The organism is Pseudoalteromonas sp. B62, from assembly GCF_037162565.1.
In the GTDB taxonomy this organism is placed as follows: domain Bacteria; phylum Pseudomonadota; class Gammaproteobacteria; order Enterobacterales; family Alteromonadaceae; genus Pseudoalteromonas; species Pseudoalteromonas fuliginea.
On record NZ_JARLVB010000002.1, the window covers coordinates 935,203 to 957,579 of the forward strand.

The following is a 22,377-nucleotide window of genomic DNA, read 5'->3' on the forward strand; positions in this document are numbered from 1 at the left end:
CTTATAACACGGGTAAATAATGAAAATAATCATACTCGGTGCTGGCCAAGTAGGCGCAACACTCGCTGAGAATTTAGTAGGCGAACAGAATGAAATTACAGTCGTTGATATAGATGGTAACCGATTACGTGAACTTCAAGATAAGTACGACTTACAAGGTGTAGTAGGACACAGTGCGCATCCTGATGTATTACGTCAAGCTGGAGCTGAAGACGCCGATATGGTTATTGCAGTAACCAGTTCAGATGAAGTAAACATGGTTGCATGCCAAGTGGCGTACAGTATTTTTAAAACGCCCACTAAAATTGCCCGTATTCGCTCAGAGCAATATTTAAAATACCGCGAGAAACTTTTTCAGAACGACGACTTGCCAATCGATCATTACATTGCCCCAGAAGCACTCGTGACCAAGTACATTCGTCGCTTAATCGACTACCCTGGCGCATTACAGGTATTGCAGTTTGCCGATGGCATGCTCTCGTTAGTTGCAGTGAAAGCCTATTATGGCGGTTTACTCGTCGGTTATGCATTGTCTGCACTTAAAGAACACATCCCTAATGTAGAAACCCGTGTTGCCGCTATTTACCGCCAAGGTAAAGCAATCAAACCACTAGGTACAACGGTCATTGAAGCCGATGACGAAGTATTTTTTATTGCCGCTACAAAACATATACGCGCAGTAATGAACGAACTACAAAAACTTGAACGTTCTTACAAAAAAATTATGATTGCGGGTGGCGGTAACATTGGCGCGGGCCTTGCCCGCTCACTTGAAAAAAACCACACTGTTAAATTAATTGAGCGTAGCAAAGAGCGTGCTGAGCAACTCTCAGAAATGCTAGATAACACAGTTGTATTTTGTGGTGACGCATCAGATCAAGAATTACTCTCAGAAGAGCATATTGATCAAGTTGATGTATTTATTGCCGTAACCAATGACGATGAAGCAAATATTATGTCAGCCATGCTTGCAAAACGTATGGGCGCACAAAAAACAATGGTACTTATTCAGCGTGGTGCTTACGTTGATTTAGTACAAGGGGGAGAAATAGACATTGCCATATCTCCTCAACAAGCCACCATTTCGGCATTACTAACACATGTACGTCGTGGCGACATTGTTAACGTCTACTCATTACGCAAAGGTGCAGCAGAGGCGATTGAAGCGGTAGCCCATGGTGATGAGAATACATCAAAGGTGGTTGGCCGTGCTATTGCAGATATAAAACTTCCTGCAGGTACAACGATTGGGGCAATTGTACGAAATGACGACGTACTCATTGCTCATGACGACACCATTATTATGTCAGGCGATCACGTTATTATGTTTTTAATCGATAAAAAACACATTAATGTAGTAGAAAAACTATTTCAGGTAAGTGCTATATTTTTGTAGTCTTATGACGTATAAAAAGCCGCTGGCGAAGGCGGCTTTAATCGTTGATAATCGCGTGTTAATTATCATTTTAGAGTTACTGTACTTTTGCAAACTCTTCTTTAGAAAGCTCACCATTCCCGTCAGTGTCTAAGTCATCAAATAATTTCACTAACTGCGCGTTAACTTGCGCTTCTTGCTTGGTGATAACCCCGTCACTATCGATATCAAAAGAGGCAAAATCAACGGCGGCATACGCAGCTGACGACGATGTTAAAATGATGACGGCCAGTGTTGTGTTTAATGTTTTCATAATAATTTCCTAAATAATAAAGAGGAAGTCCTTTTCAAAGATCCCTGACTGTGAAAAATGTTTAATCTGAAAAAGATTAATTAACCTGAACTCTGGTTAACTAGTAATTAGCGAACTCTTCTTTAGAAAGCTCACCGCTACCGTCGGTATCTAGCTCGATAAATTCAGCCATTAAATCGGTGTCGACTGCCGCTTCACTTGGGCTAATTGTGCCGCTACCATCTATATCAAGGCTATTAAAGTCTGATGCTGCAAATACAACTGAAGAAGACGCTATAGCTATAAGTGCCAGTGCTTTATTTAAATGTTTCATAGTTTAATCCTTCAATGTTCTATCAAAAAAGTTGCTTCGTTTAGCTTAAACGTAATTTTTCACTTCCTTGTTACCCTCTTTCGTAAGCTCCTTGCCTACTTAGGTTGTCTGTGGCAACTCAGGATAAATACTTGTTAATTAAGCTTCTGAAAATTCTTCTTTTGATAACTCACCATTTTGGTCAGTATCAAGTTCTGAGAACATGCTCATTAACTTTGCATCTACTGATGCTTCTGCTTGACTAATTGTGCCACTGCCGTCTACATCAAGTGTATCAAAGTCTGTTGCAGCAAAAGCGGCTGAAGAAGATGCTAATGCAATAAGTGCTAGTGCTTTATTAATGCGTTTCATAATATGTATCCTTCAAATTTATGTGTGTGCGATTAAGGTGTCTTACTTTAAATCACGCTTAAGTTCAGTACACCATGACTATTACAACTTAGGTGCCAACTTTTAAAAGCTGTTATTTTTCATGTGGTTAACAGTATAAAATCGTGATATGGATAAATTTCAAGTGCTTTCCTGTTGCTTTTTAGCAACACAGCGATATGAAAAAACAAAATAGACCATAAAAACAAGAGGTTAATTTAGATTAAAAAACCACAAATTATGAATTTAGATATTTTAGATGAGGTTTAAAGCAAAAATTTAGCTTTATTTGGGTTGGGTTTATTACATGAAATTAGATTACGGTAATCTTTTATTATTTTAAGTTACTGTTTTATACTATTTATTTAATTATTAAAAATAATAACCAAATAATTTTCATCTATAAAGCAGGCAATCGCTATTTTGTTGCAAAATAGCGAAATCTCTTTTAACCGACTTCGAATTCGAGCATGGAGGGATCAATAAAGTGCTCTTTCATAAAGGTATTCATTTCATCTTCACTGGCTAATAGTTTAATACCACATCTGATCCCCGCATCATGCTCTTTAACGCTACACACTTCGCCTTCAAAATTTTGCGCACTGCTATCTAGCATAATAGTACATTGCATATCTTTTATACTTTCAAGCTCTTTATTACTTCTAACATCAAACATAACTCCCGTTAATGAGATATCTTTAATAACACCTTCGAGTACTCTGTCGTCACTTAGTTTTAGCTTTGCAGGTAATAAAGTAGGGATACGCGTTTGCGAACGCAAACTAAATAACTGAACCTGCTCAGGAAAGTTTATAAAAATAAGCCGAGCCGGATGAGAAGAAATAGACATAATTTTCTGACGAAACGCAATTACTTTCCCACCGCTGCCTTCTATTAAAGCCCTCACGACAACGGTTATACCGTCACGTAAATAATCACTTGCCGCAGGTAAGCGTTTTGAGCTTGGATAATTTAAAATGATAAATTTATCATCAAGTAATCCCACCATCTCAGTCTTAATGCGTTTACTACTGGTAGGCGTTAAAATTTCTAGGTCGACCAAGCTGCCAATAATTATATTATTAAGATTGCTTATTGGCATATTCTCTCCCTTGTAATGTATTTTTTAAATAAAACAGTTAGCTTTATCCACGCCAAAACGTTGGCGTAAATAACACAAGTAAAGTAAATATTTCTAACCGGCCAAACACCATCGCAATAGTAAGCAACCATTTAGCGCCATCAGTTATCGCGCCATAATGCGATGCTACATCACCCAAACCTGGACCTAAATTATTTAAACAAGCAGCAGTGGCAGAGAACGCCGTTATGTTATCCATACCCGTGCCCATAAGCGCTAGCATAATAATAATAAACACCAGCGCATAAGCAGAGAAAAAGCCCCACACAGCTTCTACTACTTTATCTGGCAACGCCTTTCGACCCAACTTAATTGAATATATAGCACGAGGATGCACCAAACGATTAAGCTCACGCACGCCCTGCAAATAAAGTAAAAATACGCGAACGACCTTCATACCACCACCGGTAGAGCCTGCACAGCCACCAATAAAGCTCGAAAATATAAGTAAAATAGGTAAAAACAAAGGCCATGTTGAAAAGTTATCAGTAGCAAAGCCTGCCGTTGTACTCATTGATACTGCTTGGAATAAAGCCTGATCAAGGGTTTCGTCGCCATTAGCATATATTTCATTTGACGAAAGCACCGTAAAACAAATAACTACAAGTGCAAGCTGAATGCATAGGAAAACTTTAAATTCAGGGTCACGTAAATAAACTCTTACGTTTCGGCTCGATACAGCGGCATAATGTAGCGAAAAATTAATTGCAGCAATAATTAAAAAGAATACACAAATAAAGTTAATGACAGGGCTATCAAAGTGACCTATCGATGCGTCATAAGTAGAAAAGCCGCCTATCGCCACTGTAGAAAATGCATGGCAGATAGCATCAAACCAGCTCATTCCTGCCGCCCAATAAGCGAGCATACATGTCAACGTAAGCGACACATAAATGTACCAAAGATGCTTAGCTGTATCAGCAATCCGTGGAGTCATTTTTGAATCTTTTACCGGGCCTGGAATTTCAGCGCGGTACAACTGCATACCACCCACGCCTAACATAGGCAGTATAGCGACGGCGAGTACGATTATACCCATACCGCCAAACCACTGGAGTTGCTGGCGATAAAACAACACCGATTTGGGTAAATACTCAATACCGGTAAGCACTGTAGCGCCTGTGGTTGTTAAGCCAGAAAATGCTTCAAATACCGCATCAGCGAGCGATAAATTCGGTTCTTGTAAAAATATAAGCGGTAACGATGCAAATGCCCCAAGTACCAACCAAAACAAAACAACAATTAAAAAGCCTTCACGTGCTTTTAAGTCACCATTTTCATGACGGTTTGGGTAATAAGCCATCATGCCAATAACAACACTAAAGATAAATGCTAAAACAAAAGGAACACCACCACCGTCTTTATATATTAAAGACACCAGTGCTAGGGGCACCATGGTAATACTAAACAGCGCAACGAGTTGGCCAAGAATTTTTATGATGGTACGAAATTGCATTTAGCTTATCGCTTTTATTATTAGTAAATTCAGGTTGAGTAGTATCAACCAAATTAAATAGAGTGAATATGCATTACATGCAATTTGTGTAGGTTATTACTCTTTAATCGTTAACTCAACTGCGCCGTGACTTAAATCAAAAATATCTTTGATTGCTTGCTGCGCTTCGCGGCTATCTATTGTAATCACCCATTCAATATTAGCAGTAAATTGCTTATCAATATTAAGCACTTGATACTTTGTTTTTAATAACTGCTCAATCGCGCCTTGCATGCTGTACTCGCTACTCCCTGTAATTTCAACACTGGGAACTTTAAGCACTGTTTGCAATTTCACTAACGCATTGTTTAGTGAGCCACCATAAGCACGTACTAGTCCGCCAGTGCCTAATTTTATGCCGCCAAAGTAACGTGTGACGACAGCTGTGATTTCGCCAAGGCCTGAACCCACCAGCACATTTAACATAGGCTTTCCTGCAGTGCCATTTGGTTCACCATCGTCCGAAAAACCATAAACATGGCTGCCACCGGGGTTGCCTGCCACATGTGCCCAACAGTTATGACGCGCATCGCTATACTTTTCTTCAATGCTTTTAATAAATGCTTTAGCTGAATTTAAATCGGGGGTGTGTGCAATGTGGACTATAAACGTACTTTTTTTAATTTCTTCTTGATGAAAAACGTCAGCAGCAGGGTATTTATATTCAGACATATTTTAAACTTGTAAAAAGGGGCCAAAAGGCCCCTTTAAATAATGTACGTATTTTAACGTGTATAAACTAATTGGTGTTAACTAGAATTAATCGAGCGCTAAATCTCGTGTCATATTTTCTAAGCTATCTTCGTGAACAATAATGTTATCTTCAATACGAATGCCGCCAAATGGTTTAAATGACTCTACCTTTTCCCAGTTAATAAACTGCTTATTATCGGTTTGCGCTAAATCACCAAGCAGTGAATCAATAAAGTATAAACCAGGCTCAATAGTAAACACTTGGTTTTTTTCAATCAGGCGAGTACAACGCAAGAACGGATGCCCTTCAGGCGATGGTTGATGTGTGCCCTTTTCGTCACTCATAAAACCGCCCATATCATGCACTTGTAAACCAAGGTGATGCCCTAGTCCATGCGGGAAGAAAGTAGAGGTAATTTTACGCTCAACAATTTCTGTCGCGGGTAGGTTAACAATTTTAAAGTCACTGAGTATTTGTGCGATACGGTTATGGCATTCAACGTGTAAATCACCATAAAGCATACCCGGCTTTAAACCTTTACCTAACTCGATTTGTTGAACTGTCATCGCTTGTACAAGCTCAGCAAACTCACCTTGCTTTTTAAAATCATACGTACGAGTAATATCAGCGGCATAACCATTAAAGTTTGCACCGGCATCAATTAAAAATGAGTTATGAGTGTGTGGCGCTTTTGGATCAAAGTGCGTGTAATGCAAAATAGCGCAGTTTTCGTTAAGCGCAACAATGTTACCGTACGGCATTTCATTTTCGCTTTGACGTGTCGCCATTAAATACGCTTGCTGAATATCGAACTCGCTACCACCATTAAAGAATGTATCGCGTGCAGCTTTATGCCCACCTACTGCAATGCGGTTAGCGTTGCGTAAACATTCAAGTTCGTACTGCGTTTTATAAGCGCGGTGGTAATGAAAATAGTTAAGTACAGGCTCAGGGTTCATAATACTAAAACCAAGGGCTTGCGCTACTTCAATGTATTCACCCATGTAAGCATATTTAGCTTTATCGTATGGTAATAACTTTTCTACTTGATCAGGCTGAAGTAGTAGCTCTATATCAAAGTACTCGGCCCAAAAGTCGCGTGGCTCATCAGGCACTTTATGCCAAAAATCTACTGGACGATAAAATATGAGTTTTGGCTTGTCGCAGCCATTTACCACAATCCAGCAATGAGGATTATCAATAACCGGTAACCATGCTTTAAACTGTGGATTAACTTTAAATGGATAATACATATCATCTAAAAACTGGCGCTTAGCTTGGCCTGAATGAATTACTAATCCTTCTAACCCTTCGCTATTACAAATTGTACGAGTACGCTGTTGCAGTGTTGCAATATGTTCGGCGTATAAAACGGCTAATTTATCCATTGTTAATCCATCTGTTAAATTTAACTTGCTCTGAGTCTACCACTTATACCAATTGCATTAAATTAATGATCTATTATAGCGATAAGAAAATAGCTTAATAACAAGGCTAAAATTATGATACATAGTTGTTCTATATAAATAATTTTTAACGTAGTTATTGAGTTATTTAATGCGCTAGAATGATCATGTTTTAATAAAATTGGTATTATCCGCAAAGCGCTCAAAAAAGGGGGATCTAGCATGTAAATACCCCCACTTTAAACTTATATTTACTAACCGCCCATTTTCATTTGAAGCAATGGCGCGAGAACATTTCCTTCTCGGCCCATTCTAGTATGGTAAACCTGACGATACGCAAACACATTTTTTACATAATCACGGGTTTCACGATACGGAATAAGCTCCACCCATAATTCAGCCGGAATAGCTTCATCAGGTAGCCAGCGTTTAACACGGTGATACCCTGCATTATATGAAGCCGTTGCTAGTATTTCGTTGCCATGGTTCTTCTTTTTTAAATACTGTAGATAACTGGTACCTAACCTAATATTTGTTTTAGGCTGATATAATCGATTACTCGACACACTGCCTTTATTTACATATTTGGCCGTACTTGGCAATAATTGCATTAAACCACGTGCATTAGCGTGAGAGCGTGCATCAGGGGCAAAAGAGCTTTCACGCCTTGCAATAGCAATACTCCAGGCCACATCTATTTTGCTGCGTTTACTGTAGCGTTCAAATACATCTTGAAACGCAAACGGAAAACGTTGCTCTACGTTATCCCACGCTTTAATTTTTGCTAAAGTAAAAATAGTACTGTCGTACCAGCCTAAATCTGTAGATAGTTGTGATGCAGCTAGCTTTTCTTCATCACTAGAGGTATTAGTTAAATAATTCCACTCACGGCGAGCCGACGTGAAGCGCTCAAGATCATAAAGCGCTTTTGCTCGTTTAAAGCCTGGTGCATTACTAACGTTATCTACCAGTACCTTATCAACTATTAAAGGCTCATTATTTAAATCAACTGGCAACCCCAAGCGTGCGGCAGCTAAAAAACCATAATAATCACGATTAGTCGCTACTTTTTTCCAAATATCGTCTGCTTTTTGCTGCTCGCCACGTTTAGCATAGCTATAAGCTAACCAATATTGCTGGCCGAGGCTTAAATTTTCTTTCCCTGTAAAAAATGCAGCAATCCCCTCCCAATCTTGGATTTTGAGCATATTGCCCAATTGCCATTGAATAAGCTTGCTGTCTAGTCGCTCTTTTGGCACTTTATTTAGCCAAAAACTCGCTTGCTTATGCCCACTTGAAGCAAGTGACAACGCAAAGGTGTAATAGACATCCGCTTTTTCTTCGTCGCTGTACTTAAATATTTTTTCTATCTTTTCCCATGCTTTTAAAGCGAGTGCTTTATCGCGCCAAACCAAACGCTTAACACCATAAATTGCTATTTGCCCTTCTTTAGCTGATTTTTTTGTATCGATATAAACCAGCAGAAGCACTAGGGTCTCGACGCACCTTTAGATATAAATCAGCCAAGTAGCGCTCATTTTTAGGTAATAACGTTTTTAAGTAAGGTAATAAACTTTGCTTGCCACCTTCGGCTGCAAGCGTAATTCGCTGCCAAACAGTTTCTTTATCCATGTAACCTTTTTTACGCCACACTGAAAAAGCTCGTCGCACTCTTGCGGTTGCGACTTTCCGACAGTCCATAGGTCGGTTACTTGATTTAGTATTGCTTTTTCAGGTGCACCTAAATCAAGCTGAAAATCCAAATAAGTGCACGTAAGCTCTGTATTTGATGTTTCACGGTAATTATTAATATATGCCGCTTTTTTATTTTTCTTTTTTAAATACGCTAACCATGCTTTACGCACCGGCCATTCAAGGGGCGTATGCTGATAAATAGTTAAATAGTTTTCTATTTCTGACTGGTATTTAATATTAGGATGTCGTTGCCAATACGTTTTTTCAACATACGGCTTTAACGGATGGTTAAGGTTACTAACCGCTTGTTTAAAATCTTGATAACTTCCATGACGGACTTTTTTTTCAGCATCTAAAAATGCATCGTTATCAATACTTGCCTCGGCAGAATGAAGAGGGAAAATGAATGCAGCTGCCGCAATGCTTAATAAATATTTTTTCATAATGTCCTTTAATAAAAAATTAAAGTAGTGAATAAAAACTTTTCAACCACCTTAGCACCAAACCAGCTATATTTTAACCAGTCGATTGTAACCGGGTTAAATTTTTCGTTGCATTTTTAATTTAAAGCAAGCACACTGATTGAAATGCAAACTCATCGTACCAGTCTTAGTTCGTCAACTAGGGAGAATAATAATGTTATATAAAAGCGATTCCTTTGAAGTTAGCTTCCTAAAGGAAAACATCGCCGAGTTTAAGTTTTGTGTTGCAGGTTCTGTAAACACATTATCTCAAAAAACTCTTTCAGATTGCGCAGCAGCATTAAAAGAATTAGCCGCCAATACTGATATCAAAGGCATGATTTTTACCAGTGATAAAGAGCACTTTATTATTGGTGCCGATATCTTCGAATTTTTACCTACATTTACTAAACCTGAAGAAGAATTAGTAGTGTGGATCAAAAACGCAACCGACGTTTTTGATGCAATTGAAGATTTACCATTCCCAACTCTAAGCGCTATAAACGGTATGGCACTTGGCGGTGGTTGTGAGTGGGCACTTGCTACCGATTATCGTGTGGCAAGCGAAACAGCTAAAATGGGCCTACCTGAAGTTAAACTTGGCATAATGCCAGGGTTTGGTGGCACAGTGCGCTTACCACGTATCATTGGCGCCGATAACGCGATGATGTGGATTACCTCAGGCGCAGAAAACCGCGCAGCAGATGCACTTAAAGTAGGTGCGTTTGACGCAGTAGTTAGTGCTGACAAACTTTTAGAGTCAAGTGTATCAACACTTGAACTGGCAATTGCTGGCAAGTTAGATTGGCAAGCAAAACGCAACGTAAAACTACAGCCACTTAAATTAAACCGTGTTGAGCAAGGCATGAGCTTCGCTATGGCAGAAGGTATGGTAATGGGTAAAACCAAAGGCCACTATCCTGCACCGGTTATGGCTGTACGTACTATTAAAGCAGCGGCAAACTGTACTCGCGATGAAGCAATGGCAATCGAAAATGCCAACTTTGCTAAATTAGCACGTACACCAGAAGCAGCTGCACAAACAGGTATATTTCTAGCTGACCAATACATTAAAGGCAAAGCACGTAAATTTGCTAAGCACAGCGATGTAGAAATTAAGCAAGCCGCTGTATTAGGTGCTGGTATTATGGGTGGCGGTATTGCATACCAGTCTGCTTATAAAGGTACACCTATTATAATGAAAGACATCCAACAAGATGCGCTTGATTTAGGTATGGGTGAAGCGTCTAAGTTATTAGGTGCAAAAGTTAAGCGTGGACACATGCCAATGGAAAAAATGTTGGCAACACTTAGCAAAATTAAGCCAACACTTAACGCGTCAGACCTACAAAGTGCCAACATTATTGTTGAAGCCGTAGTAGAAAACCCTAAAGTTAAGCAAGCAGTACTCGCTGATCTTGAAAAGACCATGCCAGAAGGCACTGTACTTACTTCAAACACATCAACTATTTGTATTGATTTACTAGCACAAGCGCTAGATAAGCCAGAAAATTTCTGTGGTATGCACTTTTTCAATCCAGTGCCAAAAATGCCATTAGTAGAAATTATCCGTGGTGCAAAAACCTCAGATAAAACAATTAATGCAGTAGTTGATTACGCGCTTAAATTAGGTAAATCACCAATTGTTGTTAACGATTGCCCAGGCTTTTTTGTAAACCGTGTTTTATTCCCTTACTTTGCAGGTTTTAGCAAATTAGTGGTTGAAGGCGCTAACTTTGCAAAAGTAGATAAAGTAATGGAAAACGTATTTGGCTGGCCTATGGGTCCGGCTTACCTACTTGATGTTGTAGGTATTGATACAGCGTTCCATTGTACTGGCGTAATGGCTGACGGTTTCTCTGAGCGTATGGCGCGTGCGGATAAAGACCCTGTGACTATTTTTGCCAACGAAAAACGTTTTGGTCAAAAGAACAAAGCCGGTTTTTACAAATACGAAACAGATCGTCGCGGTCGTCTTAAAAAGTCTCATGACGAGACAGCAGTTGAGCTACTAAGCCCAATTACAGACGCACCAAAAGAATTTGATAAACAAGAAATCATCGACCGTTGTATGATTCCAATGATCAACGAAGTGCTACTGTGTTTGCAAGAAGGCATTATTGCCTCGCCGCAAGAAGCAGATATGGCATTAGTTTACGGTGTTGGTTTCCCTCCATTTAGAGGCGGCGCGTTCCGTTACTTAGATCAAACTGGTTTAGCTAACTTTGTTGCAGCAGCAGACAAATACGCTCACCTAGGTGCTATTTACCAAGTATCTGAGCAAACTCGCAAGTGGGCCGAAGAAGGTCGTGTTTTCTATAAGGTGGAAGGTTAATATCATGAATAATCCAGTAATTGTAGATTGTATCCGCACACCAATGGGTCGCTCTAAAAGTGGTGTATTCAAACATAAACGTGCAGAAGACCTAAGCGCACATTTAATGAAAGGCTTACTAGATCGCAACCCTGCAGTTGATCCAGCATCAATTGACGATATTTATTGGGGTTGTGTACAGCAAACATTAGAGCAAGGCTTTAACGTAGCACGTAACGCATCATTGCTTGCCGGTATTCCGCACAGCGTTCCTGCTGTTACGGTTAACCGTTTATGTGGCTCTTCTATGCAAGCATTGCATGACGCAGCACGCGCAATAATGACAGGCGCTGGCGACACTTACCTAATTGGTGGTGTTGAGCACATGGGTCACGTACCTATGACTCACGGCAACGACTTTCACCCAGGCTTAGCAACATCAATTGCACAAGCGTCTGGCTCTATGGGCTTAACAGCAGAATACCTTGCTACGCTTCATGGCATTAGCCGTGAGCAACAAGATGAATTTGCTTACCGTTCACATCAACGTGCACAAGCTGCAACTGTTGAAGGCCGTTTCCGTCGCGAAATTTTAGCAATGGAAGGTCACGCAGCAGATGGTTCGCTTATCTTAGTTGAAGACGACGAAGTAATTCGCCCAGAAACAACTGTAGAAGGCCTATCAAAGCTTCGCCCTGTATTTAATCCTGCATCGGGTACGGTAACAGCCGGTACTTCTTCAGCACTTTCTGACGGCGCATCTGCAATGTTAGTAATGAGCGAAGAGAAAGCAAAAGAACTTGGTTTACCAATTCGTGCGCGCATTAAAGCAATGGCAGTCGCTGGTTGCGACCCATCAATTATGGGTTACGGCCCAGTACCAGCAAGTAAAAAAGCACTTGCACAAGCCGGTATTACAATTGATGACCTAGGCGTAGTAGAACTTAACGAAGCCTTTGCAGCACAATCATTACCTGTAATGAAAGATTTAGGGTTAATGGATGTTGTTGACGAAAAAGTGAATTTAAATGGCGGCGCAATCGCACTTGGTCACCCACTGGGTTGTTCGGGTTCGCGTATTAGCACATCGCTTATTCACTTAATGGAAGACAAAAATGTACGATACGGTTTAGCAACTATGTGTATTGGTTTAGGCCAAGGCATTGCAACTGTATTTGAACGTGTTCAAGACTAATTAGTTTAAACATGTAAAACCATCTTGGTGATTAAAAAGGCGAACTGATTTTATTCAGTTCGCCTTTTTTATTAGCTTCAATTTATAAAAACGTCCCATTATCAAACAAGCATGTAACAGCGTAATTATGTGATCGGGCGTATTATTAAATAACGTATTTTGCAGTAATAATGTTTCAAATGAAATGGGCATATTAAGATAAGTAAAATAGTTAAATTACGCTTAAAATTGCGTTAAACTGCCAAACTTACTAATTGCTATACCTAAGCACTCGCGTACACAGCAATCACTTTAATTAAACAGGCCAATTTATTATGAGCTTTGATAATCCCGATCACCAATTAGATGCCATAGGCCTTCGCTGCCCAGAGCCAGTAATGATGGTACGTGCTGCTATTCGCAAAATGAACGATGGTGAAACGTTATTAATAACCGCTGATGACCCATCAACCACTCGCGACATTCCGAGCTTTTGTACGTTTATGGATCACACGCTGGTGGCTAAAGATGCAGAAGAAGCACCGTATAGATATGTGGTGAAGAAAGGGCTTTAAATTATTTTATGACTACTTATCGTTAATTTTCTCTATTTTATGAAGCCACTCATTAAAACCCGAACATTTATTTCGTATTGTTTCTACTCCAATAGCCTCAGCTATACGAGGGCCATGTGTTGTTTTTCTGTACCGAACAACAGACATAATTCTTTTTGATGGTGCAGTCTGCGGCGAATTATTTATCTTTTCAGGATCACCCCTAAACTCCTGTAATAAACCATCTGCCCACTCTTTAAGGTTTGCTTGTCTCATTATTAATGCAAAACTTTTTGGGCATGAAAATAATATACCTTCAAACTCATACATTTGCACAAAAGGTATCAATCGACCTCTAATATTTTCGCCTACAGCATTCAAAATACGCATTTCTAATGAGTGCTTAGTTTCGCCTGCTACTTTATTTTTAAATCCATAGAAATCATAAAAAGTAGTTACATAATCAAAATTATTAGCTATTTTTTTCAGTTCGCTACGTACCTTATCTATATTTACATCACCTTGCATACATATTGGGGTCATAAACAAGTTTTTTTGAGCTAGATAAGGTGCTAAAACTTTTTTAACGAATATCTCTTCTGTTTGCCCTTCAACTGAAATTCCTATTCTTACCATTCTGGACGGCCCCCGATAAGATTTTTAGACCAAATATCTCCCATTGAAAAATCATCTAGCCATTCTGATAACTCATCTGTAGAAACTCTCTTAAATTCAGATTTACCTTCATTTTGATCGACTACAATGAAGTCATCAGGGTTAAACTTATTCGCAAAAGTTACCGACTGCGTTGAACAGATAACTTGATTATCCTTTGACGTTACTTTTACTATTTCTGCTAACTCATCTAATGCCGCAGGGTGTAACCCAAGCTCAGGTTCATCTAAGATAATAGTTTTTGGTCTTAGCGTTTCAGGCTGTAAGAATAAAGTAGCCATACAAATAAATCGTATTGTTCCATCTGATAACTGATTTGCTGAAAATGGTTCGTCATTTTGTTTATGTAACCATTTTAATAAGATGCGCTTTGAATTATCGCTCCCCCGTGGTTCCAAATAAAAATCATGAAAATATGGTGCTATATTTTGTATAGCCTCAACTATGTCTAAATATGCATTACTATATTCTTCTAAAGTTGAATGCTTTAGATAATATAAAAATGCAGCAATATTGCTTGCATCTGTATATAAATAGTCTACAGCATCAAGGTCACAGGCTTGTTTGAACCCTGCAGTATCACTAGTGTCGTGAAAGTGATAAACACGACAATCATTTAGATATAATTTTGTATATTTCTTCACATGATGACTATCAGCTTTTATGCTATGTGCTAAGCCACTTTCTCCTTTAGTACCTTGAATAGAAAAACTTTTAGAAGAGCTTCTTATCGAACAATATTCCGTATTAAATATTAATGTATCGTCATTAATACCGTGTCCAAATGTTGCATGATAGCCATTATATCCAACGTCAATATCAATGCTTATTTCATTAGTTTTCTTTGGCCCAAAATGAAAAAAGCACTTGCTGATCCATGTTTTTGAACATAATTTTGTAGTTTACCTTCTGATAAGTGTCTCAAGAAAGTAAACAAGGAAATAAAATTTGATTTACCTGAACCATTCGCACCAATCAATATATTGATCGGTTTGATTTCTAGCTCAAAATTTTTTATTGATTTGAACCCTTTAACAACCACTTTACCTAAGTGATTATTAGTTGAATCTGACATAACTTACCAACTTAACCAAAGTATGAATATACACCTAAAGCGAATTCCGAATTAGAACTAATATTTTATAGAGACTTTAACAGATGAATAAACTAACTACACTTAGAAACTTATAAATGAAAGGCTAAACTTATAATTTATCTTTGATCTACTTCTTCGTTATCGTCACTTGTGGCTTGTCGTAGTCACTGTAATCAATACTTACTATGTACGTGCCTTTTATTGCTGGTGTGTAACTAAAGTAATTATAAATAGTATTACAGTCTGCGATAGCTGGCTGGCCGAGTGTTAGCTTTTGTCCTGCTGGTCGTGCGTCGCTGTAACCACAGTTGTAGCCTTCACTAAAATCGGCATCAGCTATTTTAAATTCGTACACTTTACCAGGCGTCGAAAATTTAACTTGTGCTTGATAAAGCGCAGGACCAACTGGCGCAAACTGATACTGGGGTTCTGCATCCCACAATGTAAAGTCGCCACGTAAGTAAATTGTGCGGTCAAGCTCTTGCTGTGGTAATACATCGTTAATCGAAATTTGGCTTGTACAGGCAGTGAGTAAACCAGCAATTGCTAAGGTTAAAATTCGTTTCATAGAAATCATCAATGGGGTTTCCTTTGCATACAGTGAAAACTAAAAAGCCAGCAAAACGCTGGCTTTTAAAATTGCTAATCGGTGTTATTTTTGTAAAACAGAAATATCTGCAATACCTAAAAACAATCCGCTTAGCTGGCTTAAAAGCGCAAGACGATTTTGCTTAACAGCTTCATCGTCGGCCATAACCATTACGTTGTCAAAAAAGTTATCAACACTTTCACGAATACCTGCCAATTGGCTTAATGCTTCTTGGTAGTTTCCATCTGCGTAAAGTGGTGCAAGGTCAGTGGCAAATTTTGCTACTTGTGATGCCAATACTTTTTCAGCGTCGTCGCTTAATAAGCTCTCATCAACACTACCTTGGCTGGTAATGTCGTTTTTAGCCAAAATATTACCTACACGCTTATTAGCTGCTGCAAGCGCTTCTGCTGCGTCTAATGTACGGAAGTGGCTTACGGCTTTAACCCGGCGATCAAAATCAACAGGTTTAGTCGGACGACGTGCAAGCACTGCTTGAATTACGTCTACTTCAATACCTTCGTCTTGATACCAAGCACGGAAGCGCCCTAGCATAAATTCAAATACGTCAGTTGATACATTTAAGTTAGTTAACTTGTCGCCAAACAATGTTTGCGATTTAGCGACTAGGTCTAAAATATCAAGTGGTAGTTCTTTTTCTACCATTATACGCAGTGCACCTATAGCAGCACGACGAAGAGCAAATGGGTCTTTGTCACCTTTAGGTGCTTGGCCTATACCAAAAATACCCACCAGCGTGTCAAACTTATCAGCAATCGCTACTGCGCAGCTAATTAAGTTTGTTGGTAAGTTATCTCCTGCAAAGCGTGGCATGTACTGCTCGTTTTGCGCTACGGCTACATCTTCGGCTTCACCATCGTGGCGAGCGTAATGCATTCCCATTACACCTTGTACGTCGGTAAATTCCATTACCATTTCAGTCATTAGGTCAGTTTTACTTAATAAGCCTGCACGCTGCGCTAGGTCTTTATCAGCACCTAATTGCTCAGTAATATAACCTGCAAGCTCACTAATACGCTCAGACTTATCTTTAAGCGTACCAAGTTGCTTTTGGAACAATACGCTATCAAGCGACTCTAATCGGCTTTCTAGGGTTTTCTTTTTATCTGTTTCAAAGAAGAACTGTGCATCGGCTAAACGCGGGCGCACTACTTTTTCGTTACCAGAAATAACCACACTTGGATCTTTACTTTCGATGTTAGATACAAACAAAAACTTATTTAAAAGTTTGCCGTTTTGATCTAATAACGGGAAGTATTTTTGATCGTCTTTCATGGTGTAAATTAACGCTTCGGCCGGTACATCTAAAAATGCTTCTTCAAATGTTGCCGTTAAAGTCACTGGCCACTCTACAAGTGATGTTACTTCTTCTAGTAAATCTTCATCCATTGCAACAACAGCGTTAACTGCGCTTGCAGCCTCTTCTATTTGTGCACGAATTTGCGCTTTACGTTGTTCGTAATCAGCAATAACGTAAGCAGATTTAAGTACGTCAAAAACGTCGTCCGCATGGTTTATGCTAATTTTTTCTGGGTGGTGAAAGCGATGACCCTGAAGCTGGTTAGTTATTTTCTTACCAAGAATTTCGCCTTCAAGTAACTCATCACCAAACAAGATAGTTACTGTGTGCACTGGTCGAATAAATTGTGTTTTATTCGCGCCCCAACGCATTGGTTTAGGAATCGGTAGTTTAGCCAATGCTTTAGTAATTGCACCTGTCATTAGCGTTTTAGTTTCTTGCCCTGCTACTTTAGCAATGTGCAATAACCATGCTCCTTTGTCTGTTTCGAGTGTTTGTGCATCTTTTACTTCAATACCACAACCACGTGCCCAACCTATTGCTGCTTTTGTTGGGTTACCGTCACCGTCAAATGCGGCTTTAGTTGCTGGACCGCGTTTTTCAACTTCTTTGTCTTGTTGCTTAGCTTCAAGCACTTTTACTTGTAAACCTAAACGACGAGGCGATGCATACCAGCTTACGCCTTGATGTGCTAACTCTAGTGTTTCAAGCTCTGCAGTTAAGTTTGCAGCAAAGGCTTCTGCTAATTTACGCAGTGCTTTTGGTGGCAACTCTTCTGTGCCAATTTCTACTAATAAATTTTGTGCTGACATACTTACTTATCCTTACACAGCGGGAAACCAAGCGCTTCGCGTTTGTCATAGTAACTTTGTGCACACGCTTTTGATAACGCACGAACGCGTAAAATATAACGTTGACGTTCGGTTACCGAAATTGCGTGGCGTGCGTCTAGTAAGTTAAATGCATGCGATGCTTTCATTACTTGCTCGTAAGCAGGTAGTGGTAAGTTTGCTTCAATTAACTTTTGGCTCTCTGCTTCACATTTATCAAACTGTGCAAATAAGTCTTCTACGTTTGCATGTTCAAAGTTGTAAGTAGACTGCTCTACTTCATTTTGATGGAACACGTCGCCGTAGGTTACGCGCCCTAGTGGACCGTCAGCCCATACTAAGTCGTAAATACTATCTACGCCTTGAATGTACATTGCTAAACGCTCTAGGCCGTAAGTGATCTCACCCGTTACAGGTGAACACTCAATACCGCCAACTTGTTGAAAGTAGGTAAACTGCGTTACTTCCATGCCGTTTAACCAAATTTCCCAACCTAGGCCCCACGCACCTAACGTAGGTGATTCCCAGTTGTCTTCTACAAAGCGAACTTCGTGAGTTAGTGTATCGATACCCATAGCCGCTAAAGAGCCTAAATAAAGCTCTTGGATGTTATCTGGTGATGGCTTTAAAACCACCTGAAATTGGTAATAGTGTTGCAAGCGATTTGGGTTTTCACCGTAGCGGCCATCCGTAGGACGACGACACGGTTGAACGTACGCGCTCGACATTGGTTCTGGACCAATAGACTTTAAAAATGTTTGCGGGTGAAATGTCCCGGCGCCCACTTCCATATCAAGTGGTTGAATAATGACACAGCCTTGCTGCGCCCAATAATCCTGTAAAGCCAGGATCAAACCTTGAAAGGTTTTTACGTCATATTTTTGCATATTTGGCTTTTTACTATCTAAGAAGTAGCGTGAAAATTACCTTTAGTATACCGTGTGTACACTCAGGTTTTAAGCAGTTTGTGTAATTGAAGAAAATAAAAAAGGAGCCATCAGGCTCCTTTTTTGGTGTAAATATTCTTTTTATACGTCTAAGTTAACTACGCGCAATGCGTTAGTTTCAATAAACTCACGACGAGGCTCTACTTGGTCACCCATTAAGGTAGCAAATAATTGATCCGCGCCTACGGCATCTTCGATCGTCACTTGTAACATACGACGAGCACTAGGATCCATTGTGGTTTCCCAAAGCTGGCTTGGGTTCATTTCGCCCAATCCTTTATAACGCTGAATATATAGACCACGTTTAGATTCTGCGATCAACCATTCTAAAGCATCCACAAAGTTATCAACAGGAAGTGTTTTCTCTCCACGTTGAATATAAGCGCCTTCTGTAATGATATTTGCGATGTTAACACCAGTCACAGCAATACGTTGGTAATCGCGTGAGGTAATAAAGTCATAGCTCAACACATGCGATTTATCAACACCATGCTGACGAATATTCACAACCGGATAATATAAATTACGCTCTGTATCATGCTCTGTTGCAGCATTAAAAATAGTCGCATCTTCATCTCGTGCTATTAGGTCGTCTACTAGCTCTTTAGTCCACTCAATTACTTTAGCTTCATCTGAAAGGTCTTCTTTTTTCAGTTCGCTTTGATAAATTAAACGCTCCATTACCGTACTTGGGTATTTACGTTTTAAGCGTTCGATTACTTTAACTGTGTTTTGGTAATCATGAACTATTGTCTCTAGTGCTTCACCTTCAAGCGCCGACGCATCTGCACTTGTATATAAAGCCGCATTATTAAGCGCAAGCGATGTTAAGTATTCAACTAATGCTGGATCATCTTTAATATAACGCTCTTGCTTACCCTTTTTCACTTTGTAAAGTGGTGGCTGAGCAATATAAATATAGCCGCGTTCTACAATTTCAGGCATTTGACGATAGAAGAATGTTAGTAGTAACGTACGAATGTGAGAACCATCCACGTCCGCATCGGTCATGATAATGATACGATGGTAACGTAATTTTTCAGGGTTATATTCGTCACGTCCAATACCACACCCTAATGCAGTAATTAGCGTTGCCACTTCTTGCGAAGATAACATCTTGTCAAAACGTGCTTTTTCTACGTTTAAGATTTTACCCTTAAGCGGAAGAATAGCTTGGTTTTTACGGTTACGTCCCTGCTTGGCTGATCCGCCAGCAGAGTCCCCTTCCACTATATATAGTTCAGATTGGGCTGGGTCTTTTTCTTGGCAATCAGCTAGCTTACCCGGCAAGCCAGCTAAGTCCATTGCACCTTTACGTCGTGTCATTTCACGGGCTTTACGCGCCGCTTCACGTGCACGAGATGCATCAATGATTTTACCAACAACAATTTTGGCATCTACTGGGTTTTCTAATAAAAACTCAGTGAACTTTTCAGCCATTGCTTGCTCAACCGCAGATTTAACTTCGCTTGAAACGAGCTTATCTTTTGTTTGCGATGAGAACTTAGGATCAGGAACTTTAACACTAACAACAGCCGTTAAACCTTCGCGGGCATCATCACCGGTCGCATTACTGGTTGTTTTAGCTTTTTTGTTAAAGCCTTCTTTTTCCATGTAGTTGTTAAGCGTACGTGTTAGCGCAGATCTAAAACCGGCTAAATGAGTACCACCATCACGTTGTGGAATATTATTTGTAAAACAGTAAATGTTTTCTTGGTATGCATCATTCCACTGCATTGATACTTCAACGCTAATACCATCTTCTTCACGTTCATGAGTAAAATGGAATACACCTTTATGTATAGGTGTTTTATTACGGTTTAAGTATTCTACGAAAGCTTGAATACCGCCTTCGTATTTAAAGTGGTCAGATTTATTTTCTTCACGTTCATCATTTAAAATGATGCTCACACCTGAATTTAGGAATGAAAGCTCGCGTAAACGCTTAGCTAAAATTTCGTAATGAAAATCTAAATTTGTGAATGTTTCACCACTTGGCCAAAAACGCAGTTCTGTACCAGTCGTTTCTGAGTCACCAATAACAGCTAAAGGTGCATCGGGAACGCCCATAGTGTAAAACTGCTCGTGTAGTTTACCTTCACGGCGAACGGTAAGTTTTAGTTTTTCTGAAAGTGCATTTACAACAGAAACACCAACACCGTGTAAGCCACCCGATACTTTATAAGAGTTATCATCAAACTTACCACCAGCATGAAGTACCGTCATAATAACTTCGGCTGCTGATACGCCTTCTTCTTCATGGATAGAAGTTGGGATACCACGGCCGTTATCTCGTACTGAGACAGAACCGTCTAAGTGAATAGTTACATAAATATCATCACAATGACCTGCTAGGGCTTCATCGATAGAGTTATCAACGACCTCAAACACCATGTGGTGTAAGCCTGTGCCATCATCGGTGTCCCCAATATACATTCCAGGACGCTTTCTTACTGCGTCTAATCCTTTAAGTACTTTAATACTCGACGAGTCATAATTCTCAGACATGGTTAATCCCACTTATCTTGTTATTAGGTTGCCATGTTTCACGTGGAACATTTGTAGTTCTCGTTGCATGGGTTCCACCACAGCAGAAATACTTTCAGATAAAATTGAAGAGATAAAAATTTGAGAACTGCAGTGAGCAAGTAATTGTCCCACTTTCTCTTTTGTATCTTCGCCTAACTCTGAAGGTAGATCATCTATTAGCAATATAGATTGCTTATCTGTCTCTGACTCAATTAAGCTATTTTGCGTAACTTTTAACGCATATAGTAATAACTTCAATTGACCGCGTGAGAATGTATTCTCCACACTGTTGCCAGCGACACTAAAACTAAAGTCGGCCTTATGAGGCCCTTTACTTGTAAACCCTTGGCGAGCATCTCGCTCAAAGTTTTGCTCTAACGCATCTGCAAGAGATTCAGTCTCTTTCCAACCTGCATTAAAGGTCATTTCTAAATCGCGTACAAGCGTTAATTCTGCACACATTTTATCAAAAAACTGCTGCTTAAACCTACTTATATACGCCAATCTTAATTTATTTATTTCTTCAGCCAGTCTAACAAATTCTTTGTCCCAAAACTTAATTTGGTCAAAATAATTCTTTGGCTTAGTTTTTAACAATGCATTACGCTGTTTAAGTACTTTATTAAACGATTGCCACAAAAAAAGAACTCATGTTCCACGTGGAACAAACCTAAATCTAAAAACTTTCTGCGCTCTTTTGGCCCGCCAAAAAATAAAGAATAGCTCTCTGGTGTAATAATTTGTACCGGCATAAGTTGAGCAAGTTCTGATATTTTACGGCTCGCCTTACCTTGAATTTTTAAATTAGTTTCACCCGTTTGGGTTTTACTAATACCAATTGGAATAGATAAGTCGTGTATTGTTTTGCGCCCGTGAATTACAAACTGATCTTGCTGATGCGCGATAATACTTTTGTGTTTTGGAGTACGAAAAGATTTGCCGTGAGAAAGGTAATAAATAGCCTCTAAAAGGCTGGTTTTTCCGCTGCCATTTTCACCATATATTATATTAACGCCGTTAACTGGTTCTAGCGTCAGCGCCTCAATATTACGAAAATATTTGAGGCTCAAATGACTTAAGCTCATT

18 protein-coding genes and 2 pseudogenes are annotated in these 22,377 nt (G+C 39.5%); 4 read left to right on the plus strand and 16 right to left on the minus strand.

The window, feature by feature from the left end; genetic code table 11:
• The first annotated feature begins 19 nt into the window (after nt 1-19).
• A complete protein-coding gene (gene trkA, locus P4S71_RS08665; RefSeq protein WP_007377634.1) occupies nt 20-1,396 on the plus strand; it encodes a Trk system potassium transporter TrkA in 1,377 nt (458 codons plus the stop codon).
• A 76-nt stretch (nt 1,397-1,472) separates the two neighbouring features.
• Here trkA and P4S71_RS08670 read toward each other — a convergent pair whose 3' ends face one another.
• From P4S71_RS08670 to P4S71_RS08705, 8 genes and pseudogenes are all read right to left on the minus strand, one after another.
• Nucleotides 1,473-1,688, minus strand: a complete 216-nt coding sequence (locus P4S71_RS08670) for an EF-hand domain-containing protein (protein ID WP_337150482.1) — start codon at nt 1,686-1,688, stop codon at nt 1,473-1,475.
• 100 nt (nt 1,689-1,788) lie between these two features.
• Entirely contained in the window at nt 1,789-2,001 is a 213-nt protein-coding gene (locus tag P4S71_RS08675) for a calmodulin (protein WP_007377636.1), read from the minus strand.
• Between the two features lie 138 nt (nt 2,002-2,139).
• Nucleotides 2,140-2,352: an EF-hand domain-containing protein gene (locus P4S71_RS08680; RefSeq protein WP_008138052.1), complete on the minus strand. Its 213-nt coding sequence runs from the start codon at nt 2,350-2,352 to the stop codon at nt 2,140-2,142.
• Between the two features lie 466 nt (nt 2,353-2,818).
• Entirely contained in the window at nt 2,819-3,472 is a 654-nt protein-coding gene (locus P4S71_RS08685) for a flagellar brake domain-containing protein (protein ID WP_033031142.1), read from the minus strand.
• A 43-nt stretch (nt 3,473-3,515) separates the two neighbouring features.
• Entirely contained in the window at nt 3,516-4,967 is a 1,452-nt protein-coding gene (locus tag P4S71_RS08690; protein ID WP_337150483.1) for a TrkH family potassium uptake protein, read from the minus strand.
• A 96-nt stretch (nt 4,968-5,063) separates the two neighbouring features.
• A complete protein-coding gene (locus P4S71_RS08695) occupies nt 5,064-5,678 on the minus strand; it encodes a YigZ family protein (RefSeq protein WP_007377640.1) in 615 nt (204 codons plus the stop codon).
• A gap of 87 nt (nt 5,679-5,765) precedes the next feature.
• The gene (gene pepQ, locus P4S71_RS08700; protein ID WP_337150484.1) at nt 5,766-7,088 is read right to left on the minus strand and encodes a Xaa-Pro dipeptidase; all 1,323 of its coding nucleotides are present in this window, start codon (nt 7,086-7,088) and stop codon (nt 5,766-5,768) included.
• A gap of 272 nt (nt 7,089-7,360) precedes the next feature.
• Nucleotides 7,361-9,244 (minus strand): annotated as a pseudogene (locus tag P4S71_RS08705) (transglycosylase SLT domain-containing protein).
• A gap of 193 nt (nt 9,245-9,437) precedes the next feature.
• On the opposite strand from P4S71_RS08705, the gene fadB reads away from it, so the two are divergent.
• The 3 genes from fadB to tusA all read left to right on the plus strand — a co-directional run bounded on the left by fadB (nt 9,438) and on the right by tusA (nt 13,325).
• Nucleotides 9,438-11,597, plus strand: a complete 2,160-nt coding sequence (fadB, locus tag P4S71_RS08710) for a fatty acid oxidation complex subunit alpha FadB (protein ID WP_337150485.1) — start codon at nt 9,438-9,440, stop codon at nt 11,595-11,597.
• A gap of 4 nt (nt 11,598-11,601) precedes the next feature.
• Nucleotides 11,602-12,771 carry an acetyl-CoA C-acyltransferase FadA gene (gene fadA, locus P4S71_RS08715; RefSeq protein ID WP_004335189.1) on the plus strand — a complete coding sequence of 390 codons (1,170 nt, stop codon included), beginning with the start codon at nt 11,602-11,604 and terminating at the stop codon, nt 12,769-12,771.
• A gap of 314 nt (nt 12,772-13,085) precedes the next feature.
• Nucleotides 13,086-13,325: a sulfurtransferase TusA gene (gene tusA, locus P4S71_RS08720; RefSeq protein ID WP_004335190.1), complete on the plus strand. Its 240-nt coding sequence runs from the start codon at nt 13,086-13,088 to the stop codon at nt 13,323-13,325.
• Nucleotides 13,326-13,337: 12 nt separating this feature from the next.
• On the opposite strand, the gene P4S71_RS08725 is transcribed toward tusA, so the two are convergent.
• The 8 genes and pseudogenes from P4S71_RS08725 to recF form a co-directional block, all read right to left on the minus strand.
• On the minus strand, nt 13,338-13,940 hold the full coding sequence (locus P4S71_RS08725; protein WP_193154685.1) for a DUF4276 family protein: 603 nt from the start codon (nt 13,938-13,940) through the stop codon (nt 13,338-13,340).
• Entirely contained in the window at nt 13,934-14,623 is a 690-nt protein-coding gene (locus P4S71_RS08730) for an AAA family ATPase (protein WP_337150486.1), read from the minus strand. Before P4S71_RS08730 ends, P4S71_RS08725 begins: the two co-directional genes overlap by 7 nt.
• Before the next feature lie 182 nt (nt 14,624-14,805).
• The gene (locus P4S71_RS08735) at nt 14,806-15,054 is read right to left on the minus strand and encodes an AAA family ATPase (RefSeq protein ID WP_337150487.1); all 249 of its coding nucleotides are present in this window, start codon (nt 15,052-15,054) and stop codon (nt 14,806-14,808) included.
• A gap of 148 nt (nt 15,055-15,202) precedes the next feature.
• Nucleotides 15,203-15,652 carry a hypothetical protein gene (locus P4S71_RS08740; RefSeq protein WP_337151605.1) on the minus strand — a complete coding sequence of 150 codons (450 nt, stop codon included), beginning with the start codon at nt 15,650-15,652 and terminating at the stop codon, nt 15,203-15,205.
• Between the two features lie 75 nt (nt 15,653-15,727).
• Nucleotides 15,728-17,797: a glycine--tRNA ligase subunit beta gene (gene glyS / locus P4S71_RS08745; RefSeq protein WP_337150488.1), complete on the minus strand. Its 2,070-nt coding sequence runs from the start codon at nt 17,795-17,797 to the stop codon at nt 15,728-15,730.
• A 2-nt stretch (nt 17,798-17,799) separates the two neighbouring features.
• Nucleotides 17,800-18,702 carry a glycine--tRNA ligase subunit alpha gene (gene glyQ / locus P4S71_RS08750; RefSeq protein ID WP_007377648.1) on the minus strand — a complete coding sequence of 301 codons (903 nt, stop codon included), beginning with the start codon at nt 18,700-18,702 and terminating at the stop codon, nt 17,800-17,802.
• A gap of 141 nt (nt 18,703-18,843) precedes the next feature.
• The gene (gene gyrB / locus P4S71_RS08755) at nt 18,844-21,270 is read right to left on the minus strand and encodes a DNA topoisomerase (ATP-hydrolyzing) subunit B (protein WP_033040338.1); all 2,427 of its coding nucleotides are present in this window, start codon (nt 21,268-21,270) and stop codon (nt 18,844-18,846) included.
• Between the two features lie 12 nt (nt 21,271-21,282).
• Nucleotides 21,283-22,376: pseudogene (gene recF / locus P4S71_RS08760) on the minus strand (DNA replication/repair protein RecF).
• Between the last annotated feature and the right edge of the window lies 1 nt (nt 22,377).